This is a genomic window from Streptomyces sp. NPDC057694, from assembly GCF_042799415.1.
Taxonomy (GTDB): domain Bacteria; phylum Actinomycetota; class Actinomycetes; order Streptomycetales; family Streptomycetaceae; genus Streptomyces.
This window is the reverse complement of record NZ_JBHVIX010000001.1, coordinates 646,877-658,836: the sequence shown is the minus strand read 5'-3', so window position 1 is coordinate 658,836 and position 11,960 is coordinate 646,877. Positions and strand designations below refer to the sequence as shown.

The following is an 11,960-nucleotide window of genomic DNA, read 5'->3' as shown; positions in this document are numbered from 1 at the left end:
CCCCTGAACGAGCGGAGCTCGTTTCAGGGGCGCGGGGAACTGCGCGAGAAGCGGCCACCGGCCGTCAGCCGACCGACAACCCGATAAGGGGCGCGGGGAACTGCGCGACCAGCCACGACGCGACCCGCACACGCCCACCTTCCGCAGTCATGAACCGGCACCCGAGCGGAGGCGACTATCGTGGCGGAATGGCACCTGAGTTGATCCGTATCGTCTCCCGCTCATCGCCCATGGCCCTCGCCCAGGTGGAGCGCGTCCGCGCCGAACTCGCCGCGCTCCATCCGGACATCCGCACCGAGGTCGTGCCCGTCACCACCAGCGGCGACAAGTGGATGGGCGACCTGGCCGTGCTCGGCGGCAAGGGAGCCTTCACCAAGGAGGTCGACCAGGCGCTCCTCGACGGCCGCGCCGACCTCGCGGTGCACTGCCTGAAGGACGTACCGGCGGACCGGCCGCTGCCGGAAGGGTGCACATTCGGTGCGTACCTGAAGCGCGACGACGTACGGGACGCGCTGATCGACCCGGCCGGCCGCCGCCTCGACGAACTCCCGGAGGGAACCCGCGTCGGCACGTCGTCGGTCCGCCGCATCGCCCAACTCGCCGCCAGCCACCCGCACCTGGAGTGCGTCCCGATGCGCGGCAACGCCAACCGGCGCATGGAGAAGATGGCAGCCGGCGACGCGGACGTGCTGCTCCTCGCCCTGTCCGGGCTCGAGCGGATCGGCCGCCTGGACGTGGTCACCGACGTGCTCGCGCCCGACGCGATGTGCCCGCCCATCGGGGCCGGGATCCTCGCGCTGCAGTGCCGCGCCGACGACGAGAGCACGCTGGACGCGGTGAGCGGGCTCGGGCACCACGACACCTGGCGGGAGGCGAGCGCCGAGCGGATGTTCCTGCACGTCCTCCAGGGACACTGCAACTCGCCGGTGGCCGGATACGCGCGCTCCGAGCGGGGCGGCGACCTCTCCCTGCGGGCCTGTGTGTTCACGCCCGACGGCAAGCGGGTCCTCAACGCCCAGGAATGGGCGGGACCGCTCGACCCCACGACGCTCGGCATGTCCGTCGCGGTGGCGCTGCTGCGCCAGGGCGCCCGCGAACTCATCGACGGCATTCCGCACTAGGGCTCGGCTCGGCGGACTGTTCCCCTGACGGGAGCTTCTGCGCGGCCAGCACCCCCAGGCACACCAGCCCCGCGAGCACCGTCAGCGTCGTGCCCATCGACGCCACGAAGTCCCGGCCCGTCGCGAGGAGCGTGGTCGCCGTCGCCACGCCGAGCGTCGGGCCGATGTTCATCGCGGTCTGCTGGAGGCCGCCGGCCACCCCGGCGTCGACCAGGCGGGCCCGGCGCACCAGGACCTCGGTCGCGGTGACCATGACCGTGCCGAATCCCGCGCCCATCGCGAACGCGCACCCCGCGACGGCCCAGCCGCTCGCCGTGGTGTCCAGACGGCCGAACCCGTAGACGCCCGACGCCATCAGCAGCAGCCCGCAGGACGTCGTGGGGCGCGCCCCGTAGCGGCGCAGCAGCACCGCGCCGAGGGGCGCCGCGATCACCATGCACAGCGCGGCGGGCAGCATCCGCAGCGCGGTGCCCAGCGCGTCGAGGCCGAGCACGTCCTGAAGGAAGTACGTCGCCGTGAACAGCGCGCCGAACAGCGCCGCCGAAGCCGACAGCAGGACACCGAGCGCCGAGGCCACGACAGGGGAGGCGAGCAGCGCGGGGGACAGAAGCGGGTGCGGGGTGCGCCGCTCGTGGCGGACGAAGGCTGCCGTCGCCGCGCAGGCCCCGGCCAGCGCGGCCACCGGGGGCGCCGACCAGCCCGCGCCGGGCAGGGTGACGAGCACCGTCACCGATGAGGCGAGGGCCGCGCCGAGCAGCAGTGTGCCGCCCGCGTCGAGACCGGTCCGGTGCCGCTCCGCGGGTTCCTCCGCATCCCGGGCGCCCAGGACGAGCAGGGCGATCGCCACGGCGGGCAGCACGCCCAGGAAGAACACCGAGCGCCAGCCCAGATGCGCCGTCAGCACCCCGCCGACCAGCGGCCCCGCGGCCGCCGCGCCGCCGATCGCGCTGGTGCGCAGGGCGATCGGCATGCCGAGTTCGTCCGGCGGGTACGCGGCGCGCAGCATGCCGAGCGTCGCCGGTTGCAACAGCGCCCCGCACACGCCCTGGAGCACGCGCAGCGCGATCACCGCGCCGATGCCGGGTGCGCACCCGATGCCCGCCGACGCGGCCGCGAACCCGAGCATCCCGTATCCGAACAGCCGCCGGTGCCCGTACCGGTCGCCGAGCCGGCCCGCGAAGACGAGCAGACTCGCCACCGCGATCAGATAGCCCGTGCTCGTCCACTGCACCTGGGTGAGAGAGGCGCCCAGATCGCGCTGGAGCGCGGGCTGGGCGATGGTCAGCACGGTCCCGTCGAGGGCCACGAGGACCGCGCCGACGACACTGCCCGCGAGCGTGACGCGACGATGGGCGCGGCCGGTCACCGGGGCTCCGGGCCCAGATGCGCGTCGAGCACCGCGGCCAGCAGCGGCGCCACATCGTCCGCACCGGAAGCCAGTTGAAGGCTGCCCCAGCCCCACAGCTGGGCGACACCGTGCAGGTTCGCCCACAACGCCCCGGCGACCACAGCGGGTTCGGTCTCGGGACGTACCCGTGCCACCAGGTCCGTGAACATCCCGAACAGAGGCAGGCTCGTCTCGCGCAGCCCTAACCCGTCGCTCTCCAGCAGATCGTGACGGAACATCAGCTCGTACATGCCGCGATGCTCCGCCGCGAAGGCGAGATAGGCGCCGGCCAGGGCCGTCAGCCGGGCGCGCGGCTCCGGCCCGGTCCCGTCCAGGGCGCGTCCCGCCTCCGCGCCGAGCTGGGCGAAGCCCCGGCGGGCGATCGCCGAGAGCAACTCCAGGTGTGTGGGGAAGTAGCGGCGGGGCGCCCCGTGCGAGACCCCTGCCCTTCGGGCGATCTCCCGCAGCGACAGGGCCGCCGCGCCCTCCGCGTCCACCAGGGCCACCCCTGTGTCGATGAGCCGGTCCCGCAGGCCGCCCCCGTCGCCGCCGGATTCCGGACGGCCTTCCTCTGTCTGCATAGACACTGTCTACCCGATCGACGTAGACAGTGTCTACTCCTTGAGGGGTGCGTGGCTCTTCAAGGTGCGGGACGGGGCCGCTACGCTGCGCGCCGCCAGGGACGCCGACGACCGGCTGGGGGCCGCATGCTCGACACGACCGACACCTTGATCCCCGACGGCGACGAGCGACGGCTGCGCCTGGACGTCGAGGAGGACGGCGTCGGCGTGCTCACGCTGTGCCGACCGGCCAAACTGAACGCCTGGAGCTGGGAGTCGAGCCGTCAGCTCGGCGTGCTTGCCGACCGGATCCGGTTCGACGACCGCATCCGTGTCGTGCTGCTGCGGGCCGAGGGGCGCGCTTTCTGTGCGGGCATCGACGTCACCGCGCCCGGTGGCGGGATCGAGGGGGAGAGCGGATCGGCCCGCAGCCGCGCCTACTACGAGGGCATCCGATGGGCGCACGAGAGGTTCGCCGCGTTCGCGCGCCTGCCACAGCCCGTCGTCGCGGCCGTGCGCGGCTATTGCCTCGGCTTCGGCTTCGAACTCGCCCTCATGGCGGACATCCGGATCGCGGCGGACGACGCCGTGTTCGCCCTGCCGGAGGCGCGGCTGGGGGTGGCGGTCGACGCGGGCGGCGATCTGCGCATCGCCCGCGAGGCCGGAGCCGGCTGGGCCAAGTTCCTCGCACTGACCGGGCGGCGCATCGACGCGGACGCGGCGTGGCGGCTGGGGCTGCTCCAACAGGTCACCCCCGGAGCGGAGTTGGAGGGGGCGGCCCGCGAGGTGGCACGGGAGATCGCGGCGAACGCGCCCCTGGCCGTGCAGTCCGTCAAACGCGACATCGACGCCTACGCCGACGCGGGCCTCGACGCCGCGCTCGACCGGGTGGCGATGAGCGCCGCCCTCACCCTCACCTCGGACGACGCGACGGAGGGCTTCACCGCGAAGGCCCGCAGGGAGAGCCCCCGGTTCCGTGGCGCGTGAGCCGGGAACACCGGATCACTCCGCCGTGAACGGCCCCCGCCCCAGCTGCTCGCGGACCGTCGTCACCGGCGCGTTCACCAGATCGCGCCGCTGCCAGTTCGCCCCGTCCACCACCAGCGTGTGCCCGCTGATGAACCGGCCGTACGGCGAGGCGAGGAAGGTGGCCGCCCAGCCCAGCTCCCGGGGCGCGCCCACCCGCAGCGCGGGCTGCCGGGCGCCGGGGTCGTCGGCCCGGTCCAGATTCGCGCGGATCGCCGGTGTCATGTCCTCGTGCGGCATGAGGCCCGGCACCAGGCCGTTGACCTGGATGCCGTACGGGCCCCACTCCACGGCCAGCGTCTCCACCAGGTTCTTCACCCCCGCCTTCGCCGCCGCGCTGTGCGCGAAGCCGGGCCCGCCGGTCCACGCGTACGACGCGCCCACCGCGAGCACCGACCCCGGGGTGCCCGCCGCCAGATGCCTGCGGCCGAACTCCCGTGACATGAAGAACGTGCCGCTGAGCGTGATGTCGACGACCGAACGCCAGCCATTGGGGCTCAACTCCTCCGCCGGGACAGGGAAGTTGGCCGCCGCGTTGTTCACCAGGACGTCCGGGACACGGCCGTGCGCCGCCCACGCCGCGTCGAAGACCTCCGCGATCCGGCCCGCGTCCCGGATGTCGCAGGTCGCCGCCGTGACCTTGCCCGCGCCCTCGACCGCCGCCAGCTCCTCGCGGGCCGGTGCCAGGTGCTCACCCTTCCGGCTCGCGATCATCACGTCCGCGCCGAGCCGCGCGAACTCCGCCGCGACCGCCCGGCCGAGCCCGGTGCCGCCCCCGGTCACCAGGACCAGCCGGCCGTCGTACGTGCCCGGGGGCAGCGCCGAGACACCGAGCGGGGGAGGAGCGGGCAGTCCGGGTACGGCAGGCGTCGTCATGCGGGAATGGATACCCGCTGTACCGTCAACTTGCCACTGCGACGCCGGACTTGGTGCGAGCCTGCGCCACCGCGCGCTCGCCCTCCGGTGAGAACGCCCCGGCCCGCCGCCGCTCGGCGCCCCGCGCCGCGTCGGACATCACCAGCTGCGCGTTGATGAAGGCACCCGCCCGGTACCCCGCGCTCGCCGCGTTGACGACCTGCTCCGCCGGACCGGCCGCGTTCCCCACCGCCCACACGCCCGGCACACTGGTCTGCCCCGTCGGATCCACGTCGACGAACGGCCCGGCCGGGGTCTCCTTCGTGACGGCGCCCAGCGCGGACAGCAGAGCGTCGCTCGGCACCGTGCGGGTCGGGACGACGAACACCGACCGCGCGAACTCCCGGCCGCCCGCGAGCCGCACCCCGGTCAGCCGGTCGTCCGTCACCACGAGACGCTCGATCGCGCCCGCGACCACACTCACGCCGGCGGCGGCCAGCAGCTGCCAGTCGTCGTCCGGGAGGCCGTCCGCGTCCGTGCCGTCGAGGAAGAGCGTCACGTCGTCGGAGAGCTGGCTGAACAGCAGCGCCTGGTGGATGCCGGTCGCCTCGCGGTACAGCACGCCGATCGCGCGGTCCCTGACCTCCCACCCGTGGCAGTACGGGCAGTGCAGGACGTCCGTGCCCCAGAGCTCGGCGACGCCGGGCACCTCCGGCAGCTCGTCCACCAGGCCCGTCGCGATCACCAGGCGGCGCGCGTGCACCCGGCCGCCGGACGCGAGCGCCACCTCGAACTCGCCGGACCCGTCCGGCTCGGCCGCCGTCACCCGGTCCGACACCAGCTCCACGCCGTACCCGGTGACCTCCCGGCGCACCTCGGCCAGGAACTCGGCCGGTGGCATGCCGTCGCGCGACGGGTAGCCCTGCATGTGCGCGGCCGGTGCGTTGCGCGGCTCGCCCGCGTCGACGACCAGGACCGAGCGGCGCGAGCGCCCCAGGATCAGCGCCGCCGAAAGCCCCGCCGTGGCGCCGCCGACGACCACGACCTCGTACGCGTTCTTCTTGGTGCTGCTGTTGCCGTTCATGGGATGCACCTCGTCTGAGTATCGGCTGACCATTGCTTTCGACGGTGCACCGCGGCTCGCCGGATTGACAAACGCGTTTGCCGAAACTGCAATGGATTCATGAACGCACACGATGACGCGTCCGCCGCGGAGCCGGAGGCGAGCATGGACGACGTGCTGTCCGGCGTCGGGCCCCGGCTGCGGGCCCTGCGCAAGGAGCGCGGCGCCACCCTCTCCGGCCTCTCCGAGACCACGGGCATCTCCGTCAGCACGCTCTCCCGCCTGGAGTCGGGGCTGCGCAAGCCGAGCCTGGAGCTGCTGCTGCCCATCGCCCGCGCCCACCAGGTCCCGCTGGACGAGCTGGTCGGCGCCCCGCCGGTCGGTGACCCCCGGGTGCGGGGGGTGAAGCCCGTCGTACGGCACGGCCGGACGATGATCCCGCTGACCCGGCAGCCGGGCGGCCTCCAGGCCTACAAGATCATCGAGCCGAACCGGGTGACGGAACCCGATCCGCAGACCCACGAGGGCTACGAGTGGATCTACATGCTCTCCGGGAAGCTGCGGATCGTCCTCGGCGACCACGATGTGGTGCTCGGCCCCGGCGAGGCCGCCGAGTTCGACACCCGGGTGCCGCACTGGTTCGGCTCGACGGGGGAGGGGCCCGCCGAGTTCCTGAGCCTCTTCGGGCCGCAGGGCGAGCGCATGCACGTACGGGCACGGCCCACGCGGGCGAAGGAGGAGTGAGCGGGGGCAGGGCATTCACAGACCGGCAAGCGACCGCTTAGTATGCAGCCGAACCCGGTTCGACGAAGCAGTCCCGTGGAGGCCCCGCATGCAGGCATGGCAAGTGCACGAGAACGGCGAGCCGAGCGAGGTGATGCGCCTGGAGGAGGTCGCGCGCCCCGTGCCCGGCGAGGGGCAGGTCCTGCTCAAGGTGCGCGCCGCCAACATCAACTTCCCGGACGCGCTGCTCTGCCGCGGCCAGTACCAGGTCAGGCCGCCACTGCCGTTCACCCCCGGGGTCGAGATCTGCGGCGAGACCGAGGACGGCCGCCGGGTCATCGCCAATCCGGCCCTGCCGTACGGCGGCTTCGCCGAGTACGCCGTCGCCGACGCCCGCGCGCTGCTTCCCGCGCCGGATGCGCTGGACGACGCCGAGACGGCCGCCCTGCACATCGGCTACCAGACCGGCTGGTTCGGCCTGCACCAGCGTGCCCGCCTCCAGGAGGGCGAGACGCTGCTGGTGCACGCCGCCGCGGGCGGGGTCGGCAGCGCCGCCGTCCAGCTCGGCAAAGCCGCCGGAGCCCGGGTCATCGGCGTCGTCGGCGGCCCGGACAAGGCCAAGGTCGCCCAGGAACTCGGCTGCGACGTCGTGATCGACCGGCGCGCCGACGACGTCATCGCCGCCGTCAAGGAGGCGACCGGCGGACACGGCGCCGACGTGGTCTACGACCCGGTGGGCGGCGACGCCTACAAGCAGTCCGCCAAGACGGTCGCCTTCGAGGGCCGGATCGTCGTGGTCGGCTTCGCCTCGGGCAGCATCCCGAGCCCCGCCCTCAACCACGCGCTGGTGAAGAACTACTCGATCATGGGCCTGCACTGGGGCCTGTACGCGCAGAAGAACCCCCAGCTGATCCCGCACTGCCACGAGAAGCTCACCGAGCTGGCCGCCCGCGGTGCCATCAAGCCCCTCGTCAGCGACCGCGTCGACCTCGCCGACGCGCCGTCCGCCGTGCAGCGCGTCGCCGACGGCGTCACCACCGGCCGCGTCGTCGTGGTGCCCGGCCTCCACGCCCGTACGGAAGGAGCCGCCGCATGACCGTCGACGCCGCACAACTGCGATCCCTGACCCAGGAGTTCCTGGCCGCGCACCCGGTCGCGACGACCCCGCGCGAGGATTTCCTCAGCGCCCGCTTCGACGCCGGTCTCGCCTGGGTGCACTACCCCGAGGGCCTCGGCGGCCTCGACGCGCCGCGCGCCCTGCAAGCCGTCGTCGAGGCGGAGCTGGAAGCGGCCGGCGCCCCCGACAACGACCCGCGGCGCAACGGGATCGGGCTCGGCATGGCCGCCCCCACCATCCTGCGCTACGGCACCGACGACCAGAAGCGGCGCTTCCTCAAGCCGCTCTGGGTGGGCCAGGAGATCTGGTGCCAGCTCTTCAGCGAGCCCGGCGCCGGATCCGACCTCGCCGCGCTCGGCACCCGCGCCGTGCGCGAGGGCGACGACTGGATCGTCAACGGCCAGAAGGTGTGGACGTCCGGCGCGCACAACGCCCGGTTCGCCATCCTCATCGCCCGCACCGACCCGGACGTGCCCAAGCACCGCGGCATCACGTACTTCGTGTGCGACATGAGCGACCCCGGCGTCGAGGTGCGGCCGCTGCGCCAGATCACCGGCGAGGCCGAGTTCAACGAGGTGTTCCTCACCGACGTCCGGATCCCCGACGCCCACCGGCTCGGCGAGATCGGCGACGGCTGGAAGGTCGCCCAGACCACCCTCAACAACGAGCGCGTCGCCATCGGCGGCATGCGCATCCCGCGCGAGGGCGGCCTCATCGGCATCGTCGCCGACACCTGGCGCGAGCGGCCCGAACTGCGCACCCACGACCTGCACCAGCGCCTCATGACCCTCTGGGTCGAGGCCGAGGTGGCCCGCCTCACCGGTGAACGCCTGCGCCAGCAGCTCGTCGCCGGACACCCGGGACCGGAGGGCGCCGGCATGAAGCTCGGCTTCGCCCGCCTCAACCAGCAGATCAGCGGTCTGGAGCTGGAACTCCTCGGCGAGGAGGGCCTGTTGTACGACGACTGGACGATGCGCCGCCCGGAGATCGTCGACTTCGCGGGCCGCGACGCGGGTTACCGCTATCTGCGCGCCAAGGGCAACAGCATCGAGGGCGGGACGAGCGAGGTCCTGCTGAACATCGTCGCCGAGCGCGTCCTGGGCCTGCCGCCCGAGCCGCGCACCGACAAGGACGTCGCCTGGAAGGACCTCTCCCGATGAGCACACAGCCCGATCTGCTGTATTCGGAGGACGAGGAGGCGCTCCGCTCGGCGGTCCGCGACCTGCTCACCGACCACTGCGGGGCCGCCGCCGTGCTCGCGCGCGTCGAGAGCGACGAGCCGCACGACCGCGCCCTGTGGAAGAACCTCGCGGAGAGCATGGGCCTGGCCGGTCTGCTCGTCCCCGAGGAGCGCGGCGGACAGGGCGCCTCGCACCGCGAGGCCGCCGTCGTCCTGGAGGAGCTGGGGCGCGCCGTCGCCCCCGTCCCGTACCTGACGAGCGCCGTCATCGCGACGGAGGCGCTGCTCGCCTGCGACGGCGACGAAGCCGACGCCGTGCTGTCCGCGCTCGCCTCGGGCCGCACCGTCGGCGCGCTCACGGTGCCGCTGTCGTCCGCGCCCGGCGGGGAGTTCACGGACGTACGTGCCACGGGCGGCGCCCTGACGGGACGGGTCACCGGGGTCGCGGACGCGGCCTTCGCCGACGTGTTCCTCGTGCCGACCTCCGGCGGCCTGTTCGCCGTGGACGCCTCGGCCGGCGGGGTCACGGTCGAGCCGCAGATCTCCTTCGACCCGACGCGGCCGCTGGCCACCGTCACCTTCGAGGCGGCCGCCGGACGGCTCCTCGCCGACACCGCCGCGCCCGCGGTGCGGCGCGCCCTGCGCGCCGGCGCCGGACTGCTCGCCTCCGAGCAACTCGGCGCCGCCGAATGGCTGTTGACGGAGACGGTGCGCTACACGCGCGAGCGCCACCAGTTCAACCGGCCCGTCGGCTCCTTCCAGGCGCTCAAGCACCGGCTCGCCCAGCTGTGGCTGGAAGTGGTCAACGCCCGCGCCACGGCACGCAACGCGGCCGACGCGCTCGCCACCGGCAGCGACGACACCGATGTCGCGGTCGCCGTCGCCCAGGCGTACACGGCGCCCGTCGCCGTGCACGTGGCCGAGGAGGCGCTGCAACTGCACGGCGGCATCGGCATGACGTGGGAGCACCCGATCCACCTCTACCTCAAGCGCGCCAAGTCCTCGGCGATCGCCCTCGGCACAGCGGGCAGCCACCGGGAGGAACTGGCCGAACTGGTCGATCTCCGGGCGCCCTGAGCGACGGCCGGCGCAATTCGATGGACAGGGACGTCATCCCCGTGATCCCTTCACGGGCATGACGTCACTCATCCGCCACCTCACCATCGACTGCGCCGACCCCTACACCCTCGCCGGCTTCTGGGCCGAGGTGCTCGGGGGAGCCATCACCGACGATGACCATCCCGGCGACCCCGAGGCGCTGGTGGAGAGCGCGTCCGTGGGCGTCCTGCTCATCCGCGTCCCCGAGGGCAAGGCCGCCAAGAACCGCCTGCACATCGACCTCCAGCCGCAGGACCGCACCCGCGACGAGGAGGTCGACCGCCTGCTCGCCCTGGGCGCCACCCTCCAGGGCGACCACCGCCGCCCCGACGGCACAGGCTGGGTGACCCTCCACGACCCGGAGGGCAACGAGTTCTGTGTCGAGCGCAGTGCGGGGGAGCGGGGGCAGTAGGCCGCGTCGTCCACGACGAAGCAGCGGCCGGCCGCGCCGCCCCGGATGAACCACAGGCGGCGGTCCGGCCAACTCCCCTCCCAGGTCTGCCCATCGGTGCCACGGGCCCCGCATACTCACCCGTGTCCCACCGGCCCACCACGGGAGGCACACATGGCACTGACCACCCGCCGCAGAGCCCTCGGCGCGTTCGCCGCCGCACTGGCCACCGGTGTCGCCGCACCACAACTCGCCTACGCGGGCGGGCGGCCGCGCGGTCCGCGCCCGCTGCTTCGCGCCCACGCGCACAACGACTACGATCACCCGCGTCCGCTGTTCGACGCCCTCGACCACCGCTTCAACAGCGTCGAGGCCGACATCTACCTCGTCGACGGCGACCTCCTCGTCGCCCACGACCCCGTCGACCTCGACCCGGCACGCACCCTCGAATCCCTCTACCTCGCCCCGCTCGCCGCCCGCGTCCGCGCCCACCACGGCTCGGTGTACCGGGGATGGCGGCTGCCGCTGCAACTCCTCATCGACATCAAGACCGAGGGCGACGCCACCTACCGCGAGCTCGACCGCCAACTGCGCCGTCACCGAGGCCTGTTCACGACGTACGCGCACGGCCGGGTGCACACCGGACCCGTCACCGCAGTCGTCTCCGGCGACCGCGCCGCCGGACCGGTCATCGCGGCCCAGCGCACCCGCAGCGCCTTCTACGACGGCCGCCTCACCGACCTCGGCACCGCGGACCCCGCCTCCTTCATCCCGCTCATCAGCGACAACTGGACGAACAACTTCACCTGGCTGGGCAGCGGCCCGATCCCCGCCGCCGAACGCGAGAAGTTGCACGGCATCGTCTCCGCCGCCCACGCCCACGGGCAGCGCGTCCGCTTCTGGGCCACACCCGATGTCGCGGGGCCCGAACGGGACGCCGTGTGGAGCGAGTTGATCGCCGCCGACGTCGACCACCTGAACACCGACGACCTCGCGGGCCTCGAAGCGTTCCTCGACGCCCACGACCGATGACCCCACGGCGGGTGACCGCGCCGCGGTGACCCGCAGTTAGCACTCTTTCGGGGGACAGGTCGTGCCCCGTCCGGCGCCCTCCGCTGCGTCACACTTGCGGCCGAAAGCCACGGTGTTGACGTGGCGGAGGAGGTTCGGCGATGTCTCTGTCCATTTCCCTCGTGGTGCTGCTCCTGGTCGTCGCGGTGATCATTCTGCGCAACGGCGCCATGAAGGTCTCCCACGCCCTCGTCTGTGTACTGCTCGGCTTCCTGCTCGCCGGAACGGCCGCGGCCCCCACCATCCACCACGGCATCAACGCCACCGCGGGCCTGGTCAGCAGCCTCAGACCGTGACCGGCACCCGATGATCGTTGCGGCTTCGTGAACAACTCCCTGATCTGCATGGACACTTCAAGGGAGGGCGCC

Annotated in this window: 13 protein-coding genes; 9 read left to right on the top strand and 4 right to left on the bottom strand. The window is 73.1% G+C overall.

The window, feature by feature from the left end; all coding sequences use genetic code 11:
• Positions 1–188: 188 nt before the first annotated feature.
• The gene (gene hemC / locus ACFVDP_RS03155; RefSeq protein WP_383482345.1) at positions 189–1,121 is read left to right on the top strand and encodes a hydroxymethylbilane synthase; all 933 of its coding nucleotides are present in this window, start codon (positions 189–191) and stop codon (positions 1,119–1,121) included.
• Here hemC and ACFVDP_RS03150 read toward each other — a convergent pair.
• Both ACFVDP_RS03150 and ACFVDP_RS03145 read right to left on the bottom strand, forming a co-directional pair.
• The gene (locus ACFVDP_RS03150) at positions 1,099–2,487 is read right to left on the bottom strand and encodes an MFS transporter (RefSeq protein ID WP_383482342.1); all 1,389 of its coding nucleotides are present in this window, start codon (positions 2,485–2,487) and stop codon (positions 1,099–1,101) included. The two genes, hemC and ACFVDP_RS03150, sit on opposite strands and share 23 nt — an antisense overlap.
• A complete protein-coding gene (locus ACFVDP_RS03145) occupies positions 2,484–3,089 on the bottom strand; it encodes a TetR/AcrR family transcriptional regulator (RefSeq protein WP_383482339.1) in 606 nt (201 codons plus the stop codon). The genes ACFVDP_RS03150 and ACFVDP_RS03145 overlap by 4 nt, the downstream gene beginning before the upstream one ends.
• Before the next feature lie 126 nt (positions 3,090–3,215).
• Between ACFVDP_RS03145 and ACFVDP_RS03140 the strand changes: the two genes are divergently transcribed.
• Positions 3,216–4,055: an enoyl-CoA hydratase/isomerase family protein gene (locus ACFVDP_RS03140; protein ID WP_383482336.1), complete on the top strand. Its 840-nt coding sequence runs from the start codon at positions 3,216–3,218 to the stop codon at positions 4,053–4,055.
• A 15-nt stretch (positions 4,056–4,070) separates the two neighbouring features.
• Here ACFVDP_RS03140 and ACFVDP_RS03135 read toward each other — a convergent pair whose 3' ends face one another.
• Together ACFVDP_RS03135 and ACFVDP_RS03130 are read right to left on the bottom strand one after the other, a co-directional pair.
• Positions 4,071–4,970, bottom strand: coding sequence for an SDR family oxidoreductase (locus tag ACFVDP_RS03135; protein WP_383482333.1), 900 nt, complete (start codon positions 4,968–4,970; stop codon positions 4,071–4,073).
• A 25-nt stretch (positions 4,971–4,995) separates the two neighbouring features.
• Positions 4,996–6,033, bottom strand: coding sequence for an NAD(P)/FAD-dependent oxidoreductase (locus ACFVDP_RS03130; protein WP_383482330.1), 1,038 nt, complete (start codon positions 6,031–6,033; stop codon positions 4,996–4,998).
• A 99-nt stretch (positions 6,034–6,132) separates the two neighbouring features.
• Between ACFVDP_RS03130 and ACFVDP_RS03125 the strand changes: the two genes are divergently transcribed.
• The 7 genes from ACFVDP_RS03125 to ACFVDP_RS03095 all read left to right on the top strand — a co-directional run bounded on the left by ACFVDP_RS03125 (position 6,133) and on the right by ACFVDP_RS03095 (position 11,888).
• Positions 6,133–6,756, top strand: coding sequence for a helix-turn-helix domain-containing protein (locus ACFVDP_RS03125; protein WP_383482327.1), 624 nt, complete (start codon positions 6,133–6,135; stop codon positions 6,754–6,756).
• An 88-nt stretch (positions 6,757–6,844) separates the two neighbouring features.
• Entirely contained in the window at positions 6,845–7,831 is a 987-nt protein-coding gene (locus ACFVDP_RS03120) for an NADPH:quinone oxidoreductase family protein (RefSeq protein WP_383482324.1), read from the top strand.
• The gene (locus tag ACFVDP_RS03115; RefSeq protein ID WP_383482321.1) at positions 7,828–9,012 is read left to right on the top strand and encodes an acyl-CoA dehydrogenase family protein; all 1,185 of its coding nucleotides are present in this window, start codon (positions 7,828–7,830) and stop codon (positions 9,010–9,012) included. Before ACFVDP_RS03120 ends, ACFVDP_RS03115 begins: the two co-directional genes overlap by 4 nt.
• Complete coding sequence (locus ACFVDP_RS03110) at positions 9,009–10,109, top strand: acyl-CoA dehydrogenase family protein (protein ID WP_383482319.1); 1,101 nt, start codon at positions 9,009–9,011, stop codon at positions 10,107–10,109. The genes ACFVDP_RS03115 and ACFVDP_RS03110 overlap by 4 nt, the downstream gene beginning before the upstream one ends.
• 58 nt (positions 10,110–10,167) lie before the next feature.
• Positions 10,168–10,542 carry a VOC family protein gene (locus ACFVDP_RS03105; RefSeq protein ID WP_383482316.1) on the top strand — a complete coding sequence of 125 codons (375 nt, stop codon included), beginning with the start codon at positions 10,168–10,170 and terminating at the stop codon, positions 10,540–10,542.
• A gap of 153 nt (positions 10,543–10,695) precedes the next feature.
• Entirely contained in the window at positions 10,696–11,553 is an 858-nt protein-coding gene (locus ACFVDP_RS03100; protein WP_383482313.1) for a phosphatidylinositol-specific phospholipase C/glycerophosphodiester phosphodiesterase family protein, read from the top strand.
• Between the two features lie 140 nt (positions 11,554–11,693).
• A complete protein-coding gene (locus ACFVDP_RS03095; protein WP_383482310.1) occupies positions 11,694–11,888 on the top strand; it encodes a hypothetical protein in 195 nt (64 codons plus the stop codon).
• Positions 11,889–11,960 lie beyond the last annotated feature (72 nt).

Excerpts from the sequence above, each read along its gene's own strand:
- hemC (WP_383482345.1), top strand. The coding sequence starts at position 189 with ATGGCACCTGAGTTGATCCGTATCGTCTCCCGCTCATCGCCCATGGCC.
- ACFVDP_RS03145 (WP_383482339.1), bottom strand. The coding sequence starts at position 3,089 with ATGCAGACAGAGGAAGGCCGTCCGGAATCCGGCGGCGACGGGGGCGGC.
- ACFVDP_RS03140 (WP_383482336.1), top strand. The coding sequence starts at position 3,216 with ATGCTCGACACGACCGACACCTTGATCCCCGACGGCGACGAGCGACGG.
- ACFVDP_RS03135 (WP_383482333.1), bottom strand. The coding sequence starts at position 4,970 with ATGACGACGCCTGCCGTACCCGGACTGCCCGCTCCTCCCCCGCTCGGT.
- ACFVDP_RS03130 (WP_383482330.1), bottom strand. The coding sequence starts at position 6,033 with ATGAACGGCAACAGCAGCACCAAGAAGAACGCGTACGAGGTCGTGGTC.
- ACFVDP_RS03125 (WP_383482327.1), top strand. The coding sequence starts at position 6,133 with ATGAACGCACACGATGACGCGTCCGCCGCGGAGCCGGAGGCGAGCATG.
- ACFVDP_RS03120 (WP_383482324.1), top strand. The coding sequence starts at position 6,845 with ATGCAGGCATGGCAAGTGCACGAGAACGGCGAGCCGAGCGAGGTGATG.
- ACFVDP_RS03115 (WP_383482321.1), top strand. The coding sequence starts at position 7,828 with ATGACCGTCGACGCCGCACAACTGCGATCCCTGACCCAGGAGTTCCTG.
- ACFVDP_RS03110 (WP_383482319.1), top strand. The coding sequence starts at position 9,009 with ATGAGCACACAGCCCGATCTGCTGTATTCGGAGGACGAGGAGGCGCTC.
- ACFVDP_RS03105 (WP_383482316.1), top strand. The coding sequence starts at position 10,168 with ATGACGTCACTCATCCGCCACCTCACCATCGACTGCGCCGACCCCTAC.
- ACFVDP_RS03100 (WP_383482313.1), top strand. The coding sequence starts at position 10,696 with ATGGCACTGACCACCCGCCGCAGAGCCCTCGGCGCGTTCGCCGCCGCA.
- ACFVDP_RS03095 (WP_383482310.1), top strand. The coding sequence starts at position 11,694 with ATGTCTCTGTCCATTTCCCTCGTGGTGCTGCTCCTGGTCGTCGCGGTG.